Source organism: Aeromonas sp. D3 (assembly GCF_027705025.1).
Classification (GTDB): domain Bacteria; phylum Pseudomonadota; class Gammaproteobacteria; order Enterobacterales; family Aeromonadaceae; genus Aeromonas; species Aeromonas salmonicida.
The window spans coordinates 41,325-57,825 of sequence record NZ_JAPDBE010000007.1 but is presented as its reverse complement, the minus strand read 5'-3'; the positions used below and the strand labels follow the sequence as shown (position 1 = coordinate 57,825).

Annotated in this window: 19 protein-coding genes; 10 read left to right on the top strand and 9 right to left on the bottom strand. The window is 56.2% G+C overall.

Annotation, left to right across the window (positions count from 1 at the left end; translation table 11 throughout):
• Positions 1 to 94: 94 nt before the first annotated feature.
• The 3 genes from OKC28_RS06615 to OKC28_RS06605 form a co-directional block, all read right to left on the bottom strand.
• On the bottom strand, positions 95 to 391 hold the full coding sequence (locus tag OKC28_RS06615) for a hypothetical protein (protein WP_270688293.1): 297 nt from the start codon (positions 389 to 391) through the stop codon (positions 95 to 97).
• A 90-nt stretch (positions 392 to 481) separates the two neighbouring features.
• Positions 482 to 1,399, bottom strand: coding sequence for an IS5 family transposase (locus OKC28_RS06610; RefSeq protein ID WP_270688291.1), 918 nt, complete (start codon positions 1,397 to 1,399; stop codon positions 482 to 484).
• 34 nt (positions 1,400 to 1,433) lie between these two features.
• Entirely contained in the window at positions 1,434 to 1,682 is a 249-nt protein-coding gene (locus tag OKC28_RS06605; RefSeq protein ID WP_270688289.1) for a hypothetical protein, read from the bottom strand.
• Positions 1,683 to 1,953: 271 nt separating this feature from the next.
• On the opposite strand from OKC28_RS06605, the gene OKC28_RS06600 reads away from it, so the two are divergent.
• Positions 1,954 to 2,076 (top strand): hypothetical protein, encoded by a 123-nt coding sequence (locus OKC28_RS06600; protein ID WP_270688287.1) that lies wholly within the window; start codon positions 1,954 to 1,956, stop codon positions 2,074 to 2,076.
• 120 nt (positions 2,077 to 2,196) lie between these two features.
• Complete coding sequence (locus tag OKC28_RS06595) at positions 2,197 to 2,853, top strand: HEPN domain-containing protein (protein WP_270688285.1); 657 nt, start codon at positions 2,197 to 2,199, stop codon at positions 2,851 to 2,853.
• Between the two features lie 39 nt (positions 2,854 to 2,892).
• On the opposite strand, the gene OKC28_RS06590 is transcribed toward OKC28_RS06595, so the two are convergent.
• Both OKC28_RS06590 and OKC28_RS06585 read right to left on the bottom strand, forming a co-directional pair.
• The gene (locus OKC28_RS06590; RefSeq protein WP_270688283.1) at positions 2,893 to 3,531 is read right to left on the bottom strand and encodes an ADP-ribosylglycohydrolase; all 639 of its coding nucleotides are present in this window, start codon (positions 3,529 to 3,531) and stop codon (positions 2,893 to 2,895) included.
• A gap of 6 nt (positions 3,532 to 3,537) precedes the next feature.
• A complete protein-coding gene (locus tag OKC28_RS06585) occupies positions 3,538 to 3,828 on the bottom strand; it encodes a DUF4258 domain-containing protein (protein WP_270688281.1) in 291 nt (96 codons plus the stop codon).
• 100 nt (positions 3,829 to 3,928) lie between these two features.
• Between OKC28_RS06585 and OKC28_RS06580 the strand changes: the two genes are divergently transcribed.
• Positions 3,929 to 4,852, top strand: coding sequence for a WYL domain-containing protein (locus OKC28_RS06580; RefSeq protein ID WP_270688279.1), 924 nt, complete (start codon positions 3,929 to 3,931; stop codon positions 4,850 to 4,852).
• 243 nt (positions 4,853 to 5,095) lie between these two features.
• Here OKC28_RS06580 and OKC28_RS06575 read toward each other — a convergent pair whose 3' ends face one another.
• Entirely contained in the window at positions 5,096 to 6,496 is a 1,401-nt protein-coding gene (locus tag OKC28_RS06575; RefSeq protein ID WP_270688277.1) for an SVAGG family GlyGly-CTERM protein, read from the bottom strand.
• Positions 6,497 to 6,981: 485 nt separating this feature from the next.
• On the opposite strand from OKC28_RS06575, the gene OKC28_RS22975 reads away from it, so the two are divergent.
• Positions 6,982 to 7,161, top strand: a complete 180-nt coding sequence (locus tag OKC28_RS22975) for a helix-turn-helix transcriptional regulator (protein ID WP_408746771.1) — start codon at positions 6,982 to 6,984, stop codon at positions 7,159 to 7,161.
• A 29-nt stretch (positions 7,162 to 7,190) separates the two neighbouring features.
• Here OKC28_RS22975 and OKC28_RS06570 read toward each other — a convergent pair whose 3' ends face one another.
• The gene (locus OKC28_RS06570) at positions 7,191 to 8,390 is read right to left on the bottom strand and encodes a tyrosine-type recombinase/integrase (RefSeq protein WP_270688275.1); all 1,200 of its coding nucleotides are present in this window, start codon (positions 8,388 to 8,390) and stop codon (positions 7,191 to 7,193) included.
• Between the two features lie 188 nt (positions 8,391 to 8,578).
• Here OKC28_RS06570 and sbcB point away from each other — a divergent pair, with 188 nt between their 5' ends.
• A complete protein-coding gene (sbcB, locus tag OKC28_RS06565) occupies positions 8,579 to 9,994 on the top strand; it encodes an exodeoxyribonuclease I (protein WP_265434014.1) in 1,416 nt (471 codons plus the stop codon).
• Positions 9,995 to 10,146: 152 nt separating this feature from the next.
• Complete coding sequence (locus tag OKC28_RS06560; protein ID WP_005310800.1) at positions 10,147 to 10,653, top strand: hypothetical protein; 507 nt, start codon at positions 10,147 to 10,149, stop codon at positions 10,651 to 10,653.
• An 83-nt stretch (positions 10,654 to 10,736) separates the two neighbouring features.
• Here OKC28_RS06560 and OKC28_RS06555 read toward each other — a convergent pair whose 3' ends face one another.
• Positions 10,737 to 12,446, bottom strand: coding sequence for a glycoside hydrolase family 36 protein (locus tag OKC28_RS06555; protein WP_219592658.1), 1,710 nt, complete (start codon positions 12,444 to 12,446; stop codon positions 10,737 to 10,739).
• Here OKC28_RS06555 and OKC28_RS06550 point away from each other — a divergent pair.
• The 4 genes from OKC28_RS06550 to cdd all read left to right on the top strand — a co-directional run bounded on the left by OKC28_RS06550 (position 12,445) and on the right by cdd (position 14,756).
• Positions 12,445 to 12,639: a hypothetical protein gene (locus tag OKC28_RS06550; protein ID WP_125609331.1), complete on the top strand. Its 195-nt coding sequence runs from the start codon at positions 12,445 to 12,447 to the stop codon at positions 12,637 to 12,639. The two genes, OKC28_RS06555 and OKC28_RS06550, sit on opposite strands and share 2 nt — an antisense overlap.
• A 7-nt stretch (positions 12,640 to 12,646) precedes the next feature.
• Positions 12,647 to 13,003 (top strand): CidA/LrgA family protein, encoded by a 357-nt coding sequence (locus tag OKC28_RS06545; RefSeq protein WP_005310798.1) that lies wholly within the window; start codon positions 12,647 to 12,649, stop codon positions 13,001 to 13,003.
• Complete coding sequence (locus OKC28_RS06540) at positions 13,000 to 13,686, top strand: LrgB family protein (protein WP_270688272.1); 687 nt, start codon at positions 13,000 to 13,002, stop codon at positions 13,684 to 13,686. The genes OKC28_RS06545 and OKC28_RS06540 overlap by 4 nt, the downstream gene beginning before the upstream one ends.
• A gap of 188 nt (positions 13,687 to 13,874) precedes the next feature.
• Entirely contained in the window at positions 13,875 to 14,756 is an 882-nt protein-coding gene (cdd, locus tag OKC28_RS06535) for a cytidine deaminase (protein WP_256688203.1), read from the top strand.
• Between the two features lie 72 nt (positions 14,757 to 14,828).
• Here the strand turns inward: cdd and OKC28_RS06530 are convergent, their stop codons facing one another.
• Complete coding sequence (locus tag OKC28_RS06530) at positions 14,829 to 16,493, bottom strand: AMP-binding protein (RefSeq protein WP_099993610.1); 1,665 nt, start codon at positions 16,491 to 16,493, stop codon at positions 14,829 to 14,831.
• Positions 16,494 to 16,501 lie beyond the last annotated feature (8 nt).

Genomic DNA, 16,501 nt, shown 5'->3' with positions numbered 1-16,501 from the left:
ATAAGAGTCAGTTTGCGCCAAGGGCGCATGGAAAACGAAAAGAGGCTGAGCTTCACAACCTTACCGGTTGCGGTGCCAGAAATTGCCGACGAGTTTACCCACTTGGCCCTGTTGCAACCATGCCTGATATCACATCAGAGGGTGATGCGCAGACCGTTTGCTGTAAAAGCCACCATTTGCCTTCGAGCAAGGCCGATGCCGTGCTCTCGCCACTGCAGTTGAGCGGCCCCAGCGCATTGGTTCGGCAGACGGTGCCATCAGAGGCACGCAGGTTACCGAGACTATCCTCACGCCACGTCACCTGTTCGCCGGTTTTGGCATTGCTGCCGCGCACATGGCCCAGTGCGTCTTTGCGGTAGGTGGTGCCATCGCTGCCCTTGCGGTTGCCCAACGGATCGGTGCGCCAAGTAATGCCGGTACCCGGCCTTGTTGCACAATTCCGAAGCAGTGCGTGCGGACTTTCTCCAAGCGCCGGTTTCGCTCAGTTGACCTGCTGCCGTACAGGCATACCAAGCCCGGTCATCCTGTTGATGGCCTTCACCCACGCCAAGGCCTCTCCTACCTGCGCGTTGTAATTTCTTAGGCTTAGCTTGGCGCCGATGAGCTGCTTGACGCGGTACATTGCTGTCTCGGCTTTCGAGCGTTGATGGTAACCAGTGGCCTGCTTCCACTGCGCCAGCTCTCCTGCCTTGAGGGCCGTCACCGCTTCGTTGCGCGGATGCCCCTCTTCCCACAATGCCGCATTCTTTCTGGGTGGGATGGTGGCCTTGGCACCTTTTTTCTTGAGTAGGGCATGACAGGCTTTTGTATCATAAGCCCCATCCGCACTGACTTGCTCTATCTTGCGTCGCAACGGGTTGAGCAAGTTGGGTAGAACTTCGTTGTCTGCCACCGTCTCAAGGCTAACCTCGGCTGCGACAATCGCATGGGTGGCGGCATCCACTGCCAAGTGGAGCTTACGCCAGACGCGCCGCTTCTCCTTGCCATGCTTTCGGACTTTCCACTCACCTTCGCCATAGACCTTGAGCCCGGTCGCATCAATCACCAAGTGGGCGACTGCCCCCTGGCTGGGCAACCGGTACTTGACCTCCACCGTGTTGGCCCGCCTGCTGATGCAACTGTAATCCGGTGATACCAGAGGCACCCTCATCAGCGTAAACAACGAGTTGATGAATCCCTCCAGGGCGCGCAGAGGTAGCTTGAATACGCCCTTAAGCATGAGTGCTGTCTCGATGGCGGTATCGCTGTAGTGGAAGCCACGCCCCCGCTGACCATGATGAGTCTGACAATGCCACTGCTTGATGGCGTGGTCGTCCATCCAGATGGTCAGCGACCCGCGTTGCACCAACGCTTGGTTATATTCTTTCCAGTTGCTGATGTTGTGTTTGGACTTACCCATCTACTGTGCCCGGTAATTGCTCCGGGAGATCAGATCACCACCTGGCTGGATAGTTCCCTGATTTGTGCAACAAGGCCCCGGTACCCGAGTCTTTTATGTTGCCAAGCGCATCCTCACGCAGGGTGCCCTCTTTGCCATCGTCACACTGATAACGGGTATTGCCCAACGCATCTTCCCGATAGGTGCAGTCGGCGGCAAACACGATTTGCGGCGTTAGACACAGCAGCAGTGCGGCCAGTGACAACTGGCGTGTCGCTAACCAAAAGCCGGGTTGGTTACTCATCGCATATCCCCTCTGACGTGAACTCGGCTGACTATACCGGGCCAGCCGCACAGCTTCGATACTGGGGTTTTGCACATGTCGTGTTTTCAGGCGGATACAACTTTGACTCTATTGAGTGTGAACAAGGAGCTCACTGCAATAATTTGAGCCGTGTTACTCTAGGCCAAATGGAACTTGCCTGAGGGATATCATGCCGATACAACCACCCCCTTCTACTTATCGCTGCCCAACATGTGGCTGGCACAAGACGGTTGTTCCCAAGAGCGATGTTATGGTACGTGGCCACACTTGGTTTGAGGCCTGTCCCGAGTGCCACCATGCCCCACTGGAACAATCGTCGGCCACCATGGTGGAGCTGGCCATTGCAACGCTACAGGGTGTCATCCGCAAGTAGCCACTGCTATCACCACATTGCTATTCCAGCCAGTTCCTCACCAACCTGATGATCAAGCAGCAGGACAGAGAGTATGGTTGGCAAAGCTGGCTATTCATCTGATTGAGAAGGAGATCGTCGTTGAATTTTGAACAGTTGAAAACTCGTTACCGGACTCTGCGTGAACACTCTCCCAGCAACCTCAACCTGCGAGTTCATCGTGCCTTAAGCTGGCTGCAACGTGCTGAAATGGCCGAAGATGAAGATGGCCGCTTTATCTTTCTCTGGATTGCGTTCAATGCGGCTTATGCCACTGAAATCGATGACGATCGTCGCCTCTCTGAACAGGAGACCTTCAAAGGCTTTCTGGAGAAACTGTGCGACCTGGATGAACACCAGCAGATCGAGCAGCTGGTCTGGCAAGAGTTCTCGGGCAGTATCCGCATACTGCTGGACACCCCGTTTGTGCTGCAAAGCTTCTGGGATTATCACAGCGGCAAGATAAGCGAAACCCAGTGGAAAGAGCGGCTGGCACAGGGCAAGAAGATGGCGACCCTGGCGCTTGCCAGCGGCAACACCCCGCAGTTGCTGGGGGTGGTGTTTAACCGCCTCTATACCTTGCGCAACCAGTTGATCCATGGCGGTGCGACCTGGAACAGCTCGGTCAATCGCAAACAACTGAAGGATTGTGCCAACCTGCTCGGCAAACTGGTGCCAGTGATCATCGAGTTGATGATGGCCCATCCCGATACCCTGTGGGGAGATGCCTGTTACCCGGTGGTAGAGATGGCGGGTTAACCGCGTGCAAGATGGCGGGGTAACGACTGCCCTGCCTCTTCAATCCGCCCGATCTGACAGATAGAAAGCACCGGCCAACAGACCATAGACCAACCGCACTCGCTCATCTCTGCCCAGCAGCACACCGAGTAGCACTTCGCCGCTTGCCAAATCGTCACCATGCCAGAAGCACCAGAGGGCTGCCTCCACTACATCCAGCCAGCTGGCATGGCCCAGCTGATTGCGTGACTTGCGCCGCCAGCTGCCACGTACCACAGCGCCGCTATTTGGAGATGTTGCTCCCAGCGCCCGCTGCTCCATCACGCTTGGCGTGAGTCCATCCAGCTTGGCCTGACGGCTGCCACGCCCTCCCCGCAGCAATTTGTCGAGTAGCAGCGCCAACAGACGAAACGCATCCTGATCTTCAAAGCGAGCAGCCTCCCCCAGCAAATCGGCTGCACCGGTCATCAGTTGCTCACGCCCCAGATAGATTGGCTGTGACGTGCAATCCAGCCGATGTTGCTCGACATGGATAGCCAATGCCGTCACCACCGCCAGCGGTGAAGTCTCACCCTCTTGGTGACACGCGCCTTTGGCAAGCAGAGCGGTCAGCTCCCTAGCTTGCTCGGCTGACAGCAGGCAATAGATCCCCTTGATCAGGGGCATGGCCGCCTGACCTGATAACAGACTTGAGTTCATAGCGCCTCAGTGACGATCGCGTTTGAAGTGAGTGGTTTTATGACCGACGGTGACAATCTCGCCGTCTTGCAGGACCAGATAGTGACGGCGCAGCCGCTGGCAACATTTCGCGGGCAATCCGTACTCGGCTTGCAGCATGGCCACTCCTTTGCGATCGAGATAAACCAGTTCGCGCCCCTGGTGATACGCAGAGCGTCCGATGTTCAGCAGCAGCTCTACCAGCTCGGGTGCAATACCGCGCTGCTGCATCCGGCACGCGGCGTGATGGCTGTACGCACTATCCAGCTTCCCGTTCATGACATGCTCCTTTGGCGCTCATTCCGATGGACTCATTATATGTAGCCTGTATACTCATGCCGATACTGGTTACATAAACATGTCGCATTTTGGAGCACGTATGGCACCCAAAGAGCTCACCTGGGATCAAACCCTGCGCTTTCGTCTGCTGGAAATCGTATTGCAGTGGGAAGGACGGCTGACCACCAATCATTTGATCACCGCCTTCAATATCGGTCGCCAACAGGCATCGCGGGACATCAACCACTACCTGACCCACTACTCACCGAAAGGGTTGGTCTATGACAGAAGCCTGAAGGGATACAAACCCACAGAGCACTTTGTCCCGCGCTTTAGTGAGGGAAAAGTAGATGAGTACCTGATGCTGCTACACCGTGAAAAGCAGCACCAGCGCCAACATGAAGCGGGCCTGTTAACGCTGCCGCTGATGGATCTGCGCTACGGCCATATCGAAATCCTGGATGTGCCAAACCGCCATATCGACCCGAAAATCGTGCGTGGTCTGGTGCAAGCGGCGCGTGGCCAGTTTCGGGTCGATGTCGATTACGTATCCCTCAGTTCAGAGGAGCAGAGTGGCCGCAATATCGTGCCTCACACTCTGGTCTATGACGGGATCCGCTGGCACGTACGTGCCTACTGCGAGAAGAAAGGGGAATATCTAGACTTTGTGATGAGTCGTTTTCGCGGCGAACCGGATCTGCTGGATGCCTCCCCTCACGGCCGGGATCAGGATCTGGAGTGGAACACCCAGGTAACTGCTGTAGTCGTTCCCAATCCAAGCCTTAGTCAAGGGCAGCAAGCCATCATCGCCAGCGACTATGCAATGACCGGGAACCAGCTATTGATCAGCCAGCGCATCCCTTTGATGCACTACGCATTAGAGCGAATGCAAGTGAGCTATAACGGCGAACACCAACACCATCCCCTGCTCTACCCGCTGGTGCTGGCCAACCGGGAGGAGCTTATCCAGCAAGGCTGTACCTTCAAGCTCAAGAGTGCAGACCTACAAATGCGACCAAGTTAACCATGGCACCATGATGTCCGACTTCTCCGCACATCCGGCAAAGAGAGATAGAAATAAGAAAGGCTCCCGACATGGCGGGAGCCTTGACTGTAATAAATCGTTTAATCGGAATTCGTGTTTTGGGGACGCCCGTAATTATTCTCGGCAACACTCATAACATCTGGGTGCTTTGGCGACTCACCATGCCAACGCAGCTTGGCCACCTTGCCATAATGATGAAAAAGGGTATTGGTACAAGGCTTATCAACACATTTTAAGCCGGCGAACCAACCCGCAGATAACCAAAGTCAGCAATGAGATCGGTCCTGTCGAACCACCGCCACCGTTGTCACCACCATCGTTGCGGCCATCATCAGTGTTGACACCTTGCACAGTAATAACGATTGGCTGGGTAATCACATTACCGCCAGTACCGCTACGCAGACCGAGGGTGAAGCTCTTGGCACCAACGAACGCCAGATCACGGGCGGTCAAACGCACTGTGTAAGTCGGATTGCCTGCCGCATCGAGTGCTGTTTGGCCTGTAGTCGGGTCAAAGCGCACCAGTTGCGAGATACCGTCGTTGTAGTGCTGGCCAACAACAGCGCTGCCAGACTCGCTATACAGCTCTACAGAGAGACGCTTACCGGCAGCATCAGTGCCAGAGGCAGTGATGGTAACATCGATGTACGGCTTCGCATTGGTCAGGGTAGTGCTGTCTACTTTCATTGTGAAAGTGCGATCAGCAACGTCTGCACTCGGCATGACGCCTGCACCAGTGCCTTTTGTCCATCCGTAGTAAGCGCGGAGGTTGCCATCAGGCATCGTCAACAGGCGAGCGGCATCAGGGCTGTCAGGGTTGTTGTAGAAGTTTTGGAGTAAATACCTCTCGCTTGGACCGTAAGGGTAAATATCCCCTTGATCAATGGCAGAAGGACTGCCACCGAACATGTTGTTCTTGGTCAGATCACCGTAACCACACATCAGACGACCAGCCCAGATGCCTCCTTGGTCGCAGAATCCTTCTGCACCTTTACGGTTGTAAAGATCTTCTGCGCCGAACAGGTGGAATGCTTCATGTGCGTAGGTATCAGGGGTGGTGTCATAACGGCTCACCCAGAAGTCAGGGCCAGCAGAAGCCATCCCATCAAACTTGCCATCTGGGCCGCCCTTTGTGGTGATCCACATATCGGCACCAGAGCTGTGCACAGCAAAAGTCAGGTCTTGAATGTCTTGCTCGTTGGTGCATACACCGTCCCACAGCGGAGGCGCCATGATGCCGAAGTTCGGGCCATAAGAGCTACGAACACCGATAACCTTTTCGTTGAGCAGAACAACCGCGGCTGAGTAGCCTGTTTTACACGTCGGGTTCAGGACGGTATCGCTCATAACGAGGATCTGCTTCACCTCGAAATGCAGGTTCTCAGGATTGCCATTTTTGACGATGCCGGTGCGTTGACTAGTGTAATACTCGTCCATAGCCGCTACGCGCTGGTGAATTGTGTTAAACACTTTTTCGGCACCATCTTGATCAACGATGGATTTAGGAACCATTACGTTTACATCAATAACCGTAGTGGCCATCACCGCATTACTTGCAACCAAGGTTGCAGCCATAAGGAGTAGCTTTGACATCAATAGTTTCTCCGGAACTAATATAACCATATGAAACCTCAAGCAATACTCCAACGAATCCAATTTGCAATGCGTGACATGATGTTTTTAAAAAAACGTCATAATTTGTGAACGGATTCACAATCCTGTAAAACACAAAGACTTTATTAACTCTCTGCTTAACCCCCACTTTATTACCCCCTCGGGGCTAACCTATCCAATCACTTTTACAACTTTACCAATAATGAATAGAGCCACCCGTTGACTTAACAACACGAACACACTCCATACCCAACTATCGAGAGCTAAAACGAGCCATAATTTTTATTGAAATTTACATGTCATGACCATAAGTCATATTGTTCCATAGCCTTTTTTATTGCTTCTATAATACACAAAAACAATTATTAAATTTATTTTAGCAGTATGAAAATGACGACTTGTTTTTCTATATCATAAAAGCAAGTCGTCTAAAAATATGGTAAATTGACACATATACCAATCATGTTTAACCTCCTAAAAAAATAGGAGGCTATATGAACAACAATGAACCAGCACTAATAAGGACAAAAACACTATTAAAAAAACTTGGCATATCTAGATCGACGCTGTATAGATGGATTAAAGAAAACAAATTCCCACCACCTCTCAACAAAGGCTTTTATTCGACCGCTGCGGTAAATAGCTGGATATCAAGTGAAAGGCACTCATCTTAGATGATGAATTATATAATATTATGGTTCGGTTATATTTTGAGTTCCTGCAAGGATTTTACAGCTTCCATTAATTTTTTATCCCATAACTCATATGCCTCACGTTGCTCATTAGTCCAATCATGAAGATTGTAAATAGCCATCACACCCGCCATTCGGTGGCCAAGCATTTTCTCGGTTACCTGTGGCATGACGCGTTCTTCCGACAGGCGCGTACTCAACGTTCGACGCATGTCATGCATACGCCAATACGGCAGATCCAGTTTATCTCGCACACGCTCTGCTAGCTGGATCAGGGACGCACTGCTCAATGACTTTTTCGGATTCACAGGTGAGCGACATACAGGGCCCCCCTTTAGCCGAGATCTCGCTGCCGCTTCTTGCAGCAACATCATCACCCTGCCAGGAATAGGCCGACGTATTGGCGCACCACATTTGGCTCGAGCAGCCGGAACCGTCCAAATTTGCTCCTCCATATTGAACTCACTCCACTGCGCACCCAATGCCTCACCACTGCGACAGCCAAGCAGGATCACCAGTTTGGCGGCCAATTTTAATCCGCGGCTGGCCCTACTCTGTTCAAATGCAATCCAAATCTGAGCGAGTTCACGCATGGTCAGTACGCGAGTGCCTCTCTCAGGTTGAGAGCCCACGTCTTCGGTGCGTAATTGCAACACCGGGGAGCCGCCAATGAGATTACGTCGAATACAAAAGCTAAGAATGGACTTTAATCTGCGCAATAAATGACCCGCATTTTTGGGCTTTTTCTTGCCAATTTTATCAAACCACTCCAGCCAGCTGGAAAACGGGATCTGTTCCACCGGAATACCAATAAACAGAGGTTCGAAATAGCGCTGCATGGTATGCTCATAGAGCATGACCGTACGGGGCCGCAGCTTCGGCAGATGGTGCTCACGAAAATGCTCGCAGCACTGTTTAAGTGTGACATCATGCTTCTGGTGGAGCTTATCCCAGAAAACTCTGGGGTGTTCGTTACGCTCCAGTGCACCACGGATAGCAGGGATCAATGCCCTGGCATCAGCGAGTTTAAGGTCGGGATAGCGTCCAATTTTGAGTCTCGCCGCCTTTCCTTGCCAGCGATAGCGATATTGCCATGAAATGGTGCCACGCTCGGTGACCCGAGCTGACAATCCATCACGATCTGACAATTCCGTCTTGCCAAAGTAGGGCTTACCATAGAGGGCCCGTAGCTTCGCATCAGTAAGTGGCATATGACTCTCCTGTGATTGGTCATCTGATTTTTCACTGACACATTAACGCGTCCTGACCTGTACGCAGATACGTACCAAACTGGTCTGAAACGGACTGAATCAAGATCGGACAAAGTGAGACAATCTGAGATGACGCACCGTATAACGACTTGTTTTTCAAGCATATAAACACAATTCAGAACCACGAAATGAGCCAGCAGACAAATCCTACTTTCTATTTCCACGATTACGAGACCTTCGGGATCAGTCCGGCGAAGGACAGGCCGTCGCAGTTTGCCGGTATTCGCACCGATGCGGATTTCAACATCATCGGCGAGCCACTGGTCATCTATTGCAAGCCGCCGGCGGATTATCTGCCGGATCCAGAGGCGTGCCTCATCACTGGCATCACGCCGCAAAAGGCGATGAAAGACGGACTGTGCGAGGCAGATTTCATCCGCCAGATCCACGAGCAGTTCGCTACACCGAATACCTGCGTGCTGGGCTACAACAGCATCCGCTTCGATGACGAGGTGACCCGCTACACCCTCTATCGCAACTTCTATGACCCTTACGCCTACGCCTGGCAAAACGGCAACTCCCGCTGGGATATCCTCGACATGCTGCGGGCCTGCTATGCCCTGCGCCCGGAGGGGATCGAGTGGGCCTTTGATGAGGAGGGCAAACCAAGTTTTCGTCTCGAAAAGCTCACGGTAGCCAACGGTGTATCCCACGCCAATGCCCACGATGCGCTCTCGGACGTGCTGGCCACCATAGAGATGACCAAGCTGGTGAAAAAAGCCCAGCCCAAGCTGTTTGAATACCTGTTTGCCCTGCGCAACAAGAACAAGGTCAAGGCGCTCATCGATGTGGTGACCATGAAGCCGCTGGTCCACGTCTCCGGCATGTTCTCCCCCTGGCAGGGGTGCGTGAGCTGGGTATCGCCACTCGCCTGGCACCCCACCAACCAGAATGCGGTGATCATGGTGGATTTGACCCGCGACCCGACCCCGCTCATCGAGCTTTCCAGCGAGGAGATCCGCGAGCGGCTCTATACCCGCAAGGACGAGCTGGGGGATCTGGCCGCCATTCCGGTGAAACTGGTGCACATCAACAAGTGCCCTGTGCTGGCGCCAGCCGCCACCCTGACACCGGAACGTGCCGATGAGCTCACCATCGACCGGGAGCAGTGCCGCAAGAGCCTGAACCTGCTGCGCGCTCACCCCGAGGTGCGTGAAAAACTGGTGGAGGTGTTCAATCAGGAGTTCGCGGGCAGCAATGACCCGGACCCCGATACCCAGCTCTACGCCGGTTTCTTCGGCCACGGCGACAAGTCCACCATGGATCTGGTACGCGCTACCCCGGCCGATCTGCTGGGTGAGCGTGAGTTTGCCTTCACAGATGCGCGACTGCCAGAGATGCTGTTTCGCTACCGCGCCCGCAACTGGCCCCACACTCTGAGCGAGGCGGAGCAAAAACGCTGGCGTCTGCACTGCAGCGACTATTTCAGCCGCCGCCTGCCGGACTATGCCCCTCGTCTCGAAGCACTGGCGGAGCAGAATCAGGGGAACGAACGGAACTTTGCGATTCTCAAGAGTCTCTATCGCTACCTCGAAGATCTATGAGATGTGATCGGTTTCACAGTTAAATGACTGTATGCTCCCCTCACCCCATTCATAATGGGCAGGGGAGTAAAGACTCCCGAAATTTCAACTATTTGTGCACTAACATTGCATTGACTGTGTTTGGCTATCGCCCCTTGGAGATGCTTCATCTGATGCGCTCAGGATTGCCCGGTTTCGGTTTGTTCGTCTGCTCCCTGCTGCCATCGGCCAGCATGGCGGCAGTACGTTTTGATGTCCCCGACTACCTGTTGCGGTTGCCGCAGCAAACCTATCAACTGATCGAAAGCAACTTCAACCACCTCTACCAGCAGACCGACTTCACCCCCCAGATCACCAACAGCTATTTCAACCGCTCCGATCTCTACAACTTTGTGGGGGTGCCGCTGGCCATTACCCCCCAGGCCGGTTTCCAGCTGGAGGTTTTTGGTCAGCTCTATAACCAAAGTTCACAAAGCTATGTGCACATGAGCAAGGATCTGTCGCTCTATCGCATGATCCGGGCCGACGTGATTGGCAACCCCAATGATGAGGTCGCCATCGGCCTGGGGCTCGGTATCCCGCTCAGCGCCCGGCTCACTTTCAAGGCGCTGCTCTCCAGCAACGAGATCCCCGGCTATGGCGCCGCCAACTACGCCATCGGCTTCGAGTGGCGTTACTGACCTCACGCGGTCGGCATATTGACAGGATTTACCAACAATTCAGGCTCCCGATGGGAGCCTGAATTGTTTATGGCAGCAAAGGATCAGAGGTAGCGGATCACCCGCCCCTCGCCCCCCTGCAGAGTGAGCGAGGTACCGATGGCGCCCTCGTCCCAGAAATCCTGCCCACCTTCCGGCAACAGGCACTCCTGGGGTTGCGCTTCCCAGTTGAACAGGCAAAGCAGGCTGCCCCCTTCAGGCAACACCACTTCGCCGCAGACAAACTCCATCGACTCGAAACGGGCAGACGGGGCACGGACTGCACACAAGGCCAGCAGCTTTTGCAGTTGCCCCCCTTGCTCACCATCAAGCGCTTGCAGTCTGTCTCCCGCCAGCATCATGCCGCCGCTTGCCACCAGCGCCGCCAGATGGAAGCTGTAATCCGCAGGGCTGGCCTGCTGACTCGGCAGATCCCGCAGGCAGATGCAGTCAGGATCGAGCGCCCATAGTCTGTCGTTCTGCCAGGCACGGCAGAAGGTCTCGCGGGCGATCTGGCGAAAACGGTGGCCATTGCGCTCCACGTCGTCGCTCACCCGCATGCCGTGTACCAGTCCCAGGCTCGGCCAGATGGGCGCGTTGCAGCCAAGCAGGAAAGCCCCCTCACCCGCCCCGCGCAAAATGGCCGCCATGCCGCGCCGATAGGCCTCGACCCGGGTGGCGCAAGGATCGTGGAAGCGGCCGCCATGGATGGCGCCCCAGAAGTTGGCATCCAGCTTGAAGTAGTGAATGCCCCACTGCTCGCGCAGGGTGCGGAACACGCCCTCGAGGTGAGCCTGCACCTCGGGATGGGTGCCATCGAGTACGTACCAAGGGGTGCAGCGCCAGCCGCCATAGGTGACTCGCTCGGAGGGCAACGGCAGGCCATCTTCCCCCTTCACGAACCAGTCGGGATGATCCTGAAACACCCGTGAACCTGGCTCGGCAATAAAGGGGGCAACCCAGAGTGCGGGCTCGCATCCGGCGGCGTGGATCTCGGCCGCCAGCGCAGCCACCCCTTGCTCGAACTTGGGCGAAGGAGTAAGCCAGTCCCCCATTTTGGCCTGATAGCCATCATCGATCTGCACATAGCGCAGGGCCGGGAAACGCTCGGCACGCACCGCCAGATTCTCGCGAATGTCATCGGCACTGACGTCCGCATAATAGTGATACCAGGAGCACCAGCCATTGGGGCGCTCGCCCACCTGACCGATCAGCGAGCCGTGTTCGGCGGCGATCCGCTCCGCCAGTTCGGCCAACAGCGCCTCCCTGTCAGCCCCTTCCAGGCAGATCAGCGCCTCGCTTTGCCAGTGCTGGCCGGCAGACAACAGACGATCTTCGCAGTTCATCAGGATCTGCAAGCGGCCATCCGGGTAGAGGTGAAACTCGCCGCCGAAGCGGTGGCAACTGGCAAAGGCGAGCAGCAGCCAACCCTTGTCATGCTCCACCAGCAACAGGTTATGAACTGTGTGATAGCCATCATCGTCCGTGATGCGATAGACGCTTGAATCGGGGCAACGGCCAACCGGTTGCGGGGATTGCCAGCTGCCCATGGTCTGGGCCAGCATCTGGAACCCTTCACCATAGAGGGGGGTGTCGAGCGGGAGGCCGAGCTTGCCATCAAACAGTACCCAGCGAGCGACCCGGGTATCGTCACTGCCCGTGTTGTCGAGCCGGATCCGGCACAGGGACCCGTCCCACTGACGGGTCTGCAACAACTGAGGGGGCAGATCACTATCGGCCGCCAGTTGACGCACGCGGGACAAGAGGGATGTCATGGCTACTCCTTGTAATTGGGAAATATGTGTTCAGCACGCCATGGTCTTGAAAATCCATGGTTCAGAAAGATCTGCTATCAAAGAATCTTCAATGAAATCAGCCATCATCGAACTGATTTCAGCTGTTATTGTTTTAATGCCGCGCCCCTGCCTCTCTGGTAAACTGCCCATTCATTCACAGTTTCCAAGTTGAGGCTCAGGTGATTGCGCAACGTGCCTTGCTCTACCTTCGCGACTTCATGGTCATAGTCGCCTGCCTGCTGGTGGGTAAAACCCTGGCCGCCATACTGCCTTTTGCCTTTCCCGGCAGCATCATCGGCATGCTGCTGCTGTTCGTGCTGCTCTCCTTGCAGCTGGTGAAGCTGCACTGGGTCGAGCTCGGTGCCGGCCTGCTGCTGCGGCATATGGGCGTCCTGTTCGTGCCGGTGGCCGTTGGCCTGGTCGCCTGGCTTGAGCCCCTGCGCCAGTCCTTCGGTCTCATCATGCTCTGCATAGTGCTCGGGATAGTCTTGATCCTGGGCACTGTCGGGCGCCTGTACCAGAGGATGAACAAATGATCTTCTGGCTTGCCATTCCCCTGACCCTGGCACTCTATTTTGCCACCCGGGCCCTCTATCGCCGTCTGCCCTGGCCCATCATCAATCCCGTGCTGGTGCCCACCGCCATCATCATAGGCCTGCTGCTCTGGCTGGATCTACCCCTTGAGCAGTACGAGAGTGGCACCCTCCCCATCACGGCCCTGCTGGAACCCGCCGTGGTGGCACTGGCGCTGCCGCTGTATCAACAGGCCCGCCAGATCCAGGCCAGGCTCAAGCCCATCCTGGTCTGTACTCTGGCCTCCGTCTTGATCTCGGTCTGCACTACTCTGGTTGTCGGTCATTTTATGGGCGCCGACCCGACGTTGCTGGCATCGCTCGCCACCAAGTCCATCACAACCCCGCTTGCCATGAGCGTCAGCCAGTCCATCGGCGGTATACCCGCCATAGCGGCGGCCGTGGTGGTGGTGGTCGGGATCGTCGGCGCTCTGATAGGGTACCCGCTGCTCACGCTGATGCGGGTCACAGATCCAGAAGCCCAGGGACTCGCCATGGGGGCCTGTGCCCACGCCATCGGTACCGCCACCTCCGCCGAGAAGGGCATTACCCAGGGCGCCTTCTCGTCACTGGCCATGGTGGTGTGCGGCATCCTCACCGCCGCCGTCGCCCCCCTGCTGTTTGCTCTTTATCACTGGTTGACCTGAGGGTCACCCATTTACTGGCGCTGCGGGCCTGTTGGCCCGCCACTGTGCGAGCTGACGCACAATTTGCGCAAGACAAACGTTTCCTTTATCCTCCTCCTCCTTTTGCCCGTCAGGGCGTGAGCGCGCTCACACATTTTGCCGAGCTTGCTCCCTACAATGGCCCCCCAATTGGCCTTTGAGGACACACTATGCATCCCCGTTTTGCCAAGCCACTCGATACTCTGTCCGCCCCGCTCAAAGCGGCGCTGCTGCCCATGCTGGACAACGATTTCCAGGCCCGTTTCACGCCACATCAGGTGGCAACCCTGAAAGCCGCCACAGGGCTGGAAGATCGCGCCCTGCGTCTGGCGCTGCTGCCACTGGCCGCCGCTTGCTCGGTGGCGCCCATCTCCAAATTTTTTGTCGGCGCCATCGCCTGCGGCCTGAGCGGCACCTGGTATTTCGGCGCCAACATGGAATTTGCCGGACAAGGGTTGTTTCACTCGGTCCATGCGGAGCAATCCGCCATCTCCAACGCCTGGCTGGGCGGTGAGACAGGGATCAGCGAGATCACGGTCAACTACACCCCCTGCGGCCATTGCCGCCAGTTCATGAACGAGCTGAGCACCGCCAAGACGCTGCAAGTCTCCCTGCCTGACGACTTGAGCGCTCTGCAATCCTTCCTGCCCCACTCCTTTGGCCCGGCCGATCTCGACATCACCGATGCCCTGATGAGCCCGCAAGCCCATGACGAACTGGTGCTCGAGAGCGAGGATCCGATCTGGCGAGCGGCGCTGGCGGCTGCCCGTCAAAGCTACGCCCCCTACAGCCAGGGCTATGCCGCCGTGGCCCTGCTGTTTGCCGATGGCCGCCTCTTCTGTGGTCGCTACGCTGAAAACGCGGCGTTCAATCCCAGCCTACCGCCGATGCAGATGGCCTGCGCCCACGCTGTGCTGTGCGGCGAAGATCTCGCCAGCATCCGTCGCGCCGTGCTGCTGGAGAGCAAAAACGGCCAGATCAGCCAGCGGGATTCCGCCCAGTCCACCCTCAAGGCGCTGGGCTCGGTCGAGCTGGAATACCAGGCCGTCTGAGGTACATGACGCCCAACAACAAGGGGAGCCATTGGCTCCCCTTGTTGTTGATCGCTGAGTCACGTCAATCTGTCAGGATTCCCAGATGATGCTCTGGGAGGAGGACCACTGCTCGCCGATGTTTGCGTATTTTTGCTCCAGCAGGTGGCGCTTGATCTTCATGGTGGGGGTGAGTACACCGTTTTCAATGTTCCAGGGCGTCTTCACCACCAGGATGCCACGAATTCTGGCGTGAGATTCCAATTGATCGTTGACCCGGTTGCGCGCCGCCTCCAGCTGGGCATTGATGCTTTCCCGATTACCCTTCATGGCGCTCTCGGCCAGCTGCACCAGCGCAATGGGCTGGGGCATGCCGTAACCAATCACGCACAGCTGCTCTATGATGGGCTCCTGTCCCAGCAAGCCTTCAATGGGCACAGGTGCCACATACTTGCCCTTGGCGGTTTTGAACACATCCTTCATGCGGCCTGTGATGGTGAGGTAGCCCTCTCTGTCCAGCTTGCCCATGTCGCCAGTGTGGAGCCAACCGTCGGCGTCGATGGCTTCGCTGCTGTGTTCGGGATCCTTGTAGTACCCCAGCATCATGCCCTCACAGCGACAGAGGATCTCACCCTCATCGGAAATCTTGATGGTCACCCCGGGCCCCGCCTTGCCGACCGTGCCTATCTTGTCGGCGCGGAAGGGGTAGTTGAGGGTGGAAAAAGCGTGATTCTCCGTCATGCCCCAGGCTTCGGTGATCTTGATGCCGATGCTGTGATACCACTGCAACAGCGAGGGTGAGACGGGCGCCGAGCCGCAACCCAGCACCCGCGCCTGATCCAGCCCCAGCCCTTTTTGCAACTTGCCCTTGATAAGCCCCGAGACAAACGGGATCTTGAGCAGCAGTTCCAGCTTCTTCTGGGGCAGCTTTTCGTGGATCTTGATGCGGAACATGGCCCACAACCGGGGCACAGAGATAAAGACGGTGGGACGGCAACGCTTGACGTCATCAATGAAGGTGTCGAGCGACTCGGGGAAGGCGATGGTGGCGCCGCTGAACAGGCTGCCGCCATAGATGTAAACCCGCTCTGTGATATGGGCGAGCGGCAGATAGGAAAAACCGCGATCGCTGGCGGTCAGCTCCACCGCTTCCACCAGCTTTTCACAGGACCAGGCATAACGCTCGACGCTCAACATGGCACCCTTGGGCTTGCCGGTACTGCCTGAGGTGTAGACCAGGCTCAGCAGCGCATCCGGCACCTGCTCCGGGCTGTCGGAGATTGGTTCGTGCGCCTCCAGCAGATCGTCCCACTGATGGCTGGCGGGCATGGTCTCATAGGGCATGGCGATGCGCAGCAAGGAGGCAGGCACTCCCGCCTCCTGGCTCTTCCAGTCGTCCAGCTTGCCGACGAAGATCGCCTTGGCTTCGCTGTGACGCAGCACATATTCGATGGTATCGACGTTGGCGGTCGGATAGATGGGCACGCTCACGTACTGCCCCATCTGCATGGCCAGATCAGCGATAAACCACTGGGCGCAGTTCTTGGAGAGCAGGGCCACCTTGTCACCGGGCTCCAGCCCCAGATGACGCAGCGCCGTCACCATGCGTCGCGCTTCGTCAGCCACTTCACCCCAGGTAAAGTCGACGTATTCGCGATTGATGGTTTGACGAAGATAGACTCGGTCAGGACACTGCCGCTCCCAATGGTAGAGCATCTCGAGCGGCAGTTTACTGGCAATACGTGAGGAAGAAGCCATAGTTTAAT

Bases quoted from the DNA above. Each gene is read 5' to 3' on its own strand.
- cdd (WP_256688203.1), top strand. From the start codon at position 13,875: ATGCATCCCCGTTTTGCCAAGCCACTCGATACTCTGTCCGCCCCGCTC.
- OKC28_RS06590 (WP_270688283.1), bottom strand. From the start codon at position 3,531: ATGAACTCAAGTCTGTTATCAGGTCAGGCGGCCATGCCCCTGATCAAG.
- OKC28_RS06540 (WP_270688272.1), top strand. From the start codon at position 13,000: ATGATCTTCTGGCTTGCCATTCCCCTGACCCTGGCACTCTATTTTGCC.
- OKC28_RS06575 (WP_270688277.1), bottom strand. From the start codon at position 6,496: ATGGTTATATTAGTTCCGGAGAAACTATTGATGTCAAAGCTACTCCTT.
- OKC28_RS06600 (WP_270688287.1), top strand. From the start codon at position 1,954: ATGGTACGTGGCCACACTTGGTTTGAGGCCTGTCCCGAGTGCCACCAT.
- OKC28_RS22975 (WP_408746771.1), top strand. From the start codon at position 6,982: ATGAACAACAATGAACCAGCACTAATAAGGACAAAAACACTATTAAAA.
- OKC28_RS06570 (WP_270688275.1), bottom strand. From the start codon at position 8,390: ATGCCACTTACTGATGCGAAGCTACGGGCCCTCTATGGTAAGCCCTAC.
- OKC28_RS06550 (WP_125609331.1), top strand. From the start codon at position 12,445: ATGGCTACTCCTTGTAATTGGGAAATATGTGTTCAGCACGCCATGGTC.
- OKC28_RS06605 (WP_270688289.1), bottom strand. From the start codon at position 1,682: ATGAGTAACCAACCCGGCTTTTGGTTAGCGACACGCCAGTTGTCACTG.
- OKC28_RS06580 (WP_270688279.1), top strand. From the start codon at position 3,929: ATGGCACCCAAAGAGCTCACCTGGGATCAAACCCTGCGCTTTCGTCTG.
- OKC28_RS06530 (WP_099993610.1), bottom strand. From the start codon at position 16,493: ATGGCTTCTTCCTCACGTATTGCCAGTAAACTGCCGCTCGAGATGCTC.
- OKC28_RS06585 (WP_270688281.1), bottom strand. From the start codon at position 3,828: ATGAACGGGAAGCTGGATAGTGCGTACAGCCATCACGCCGCGTGCCGG.
- sbcB (WP_265434014.1), top strand. From the start codon at position 8,579: ATGAGCCAGCAGACAAATCCTACTTTCTATTTCCACGATTACGAGACC.
- OKC28_RS06560 (WP_005310800.1), top strand. From the start codon at position 10,147: ATGCGCTCAGGATTGCCCGGTTTCGGTTTGTTCGTCTGCTCCCTGCTG.
- OKC28_RS06610 (WP_270688291.1), bottom strand. From the start codon at position 1,399: ATGGGTAAGTCCAAACACAACATCAGCAACTGGAAAGAATATAACCAA.
- OKC28_RS06555 (WP_219592658.1), bottom strand. From the start codon at position 12,446: ATGACATCCCTCTTGTCCCGCGTGCGTCAACTGGCGGCCGATAGTGAT.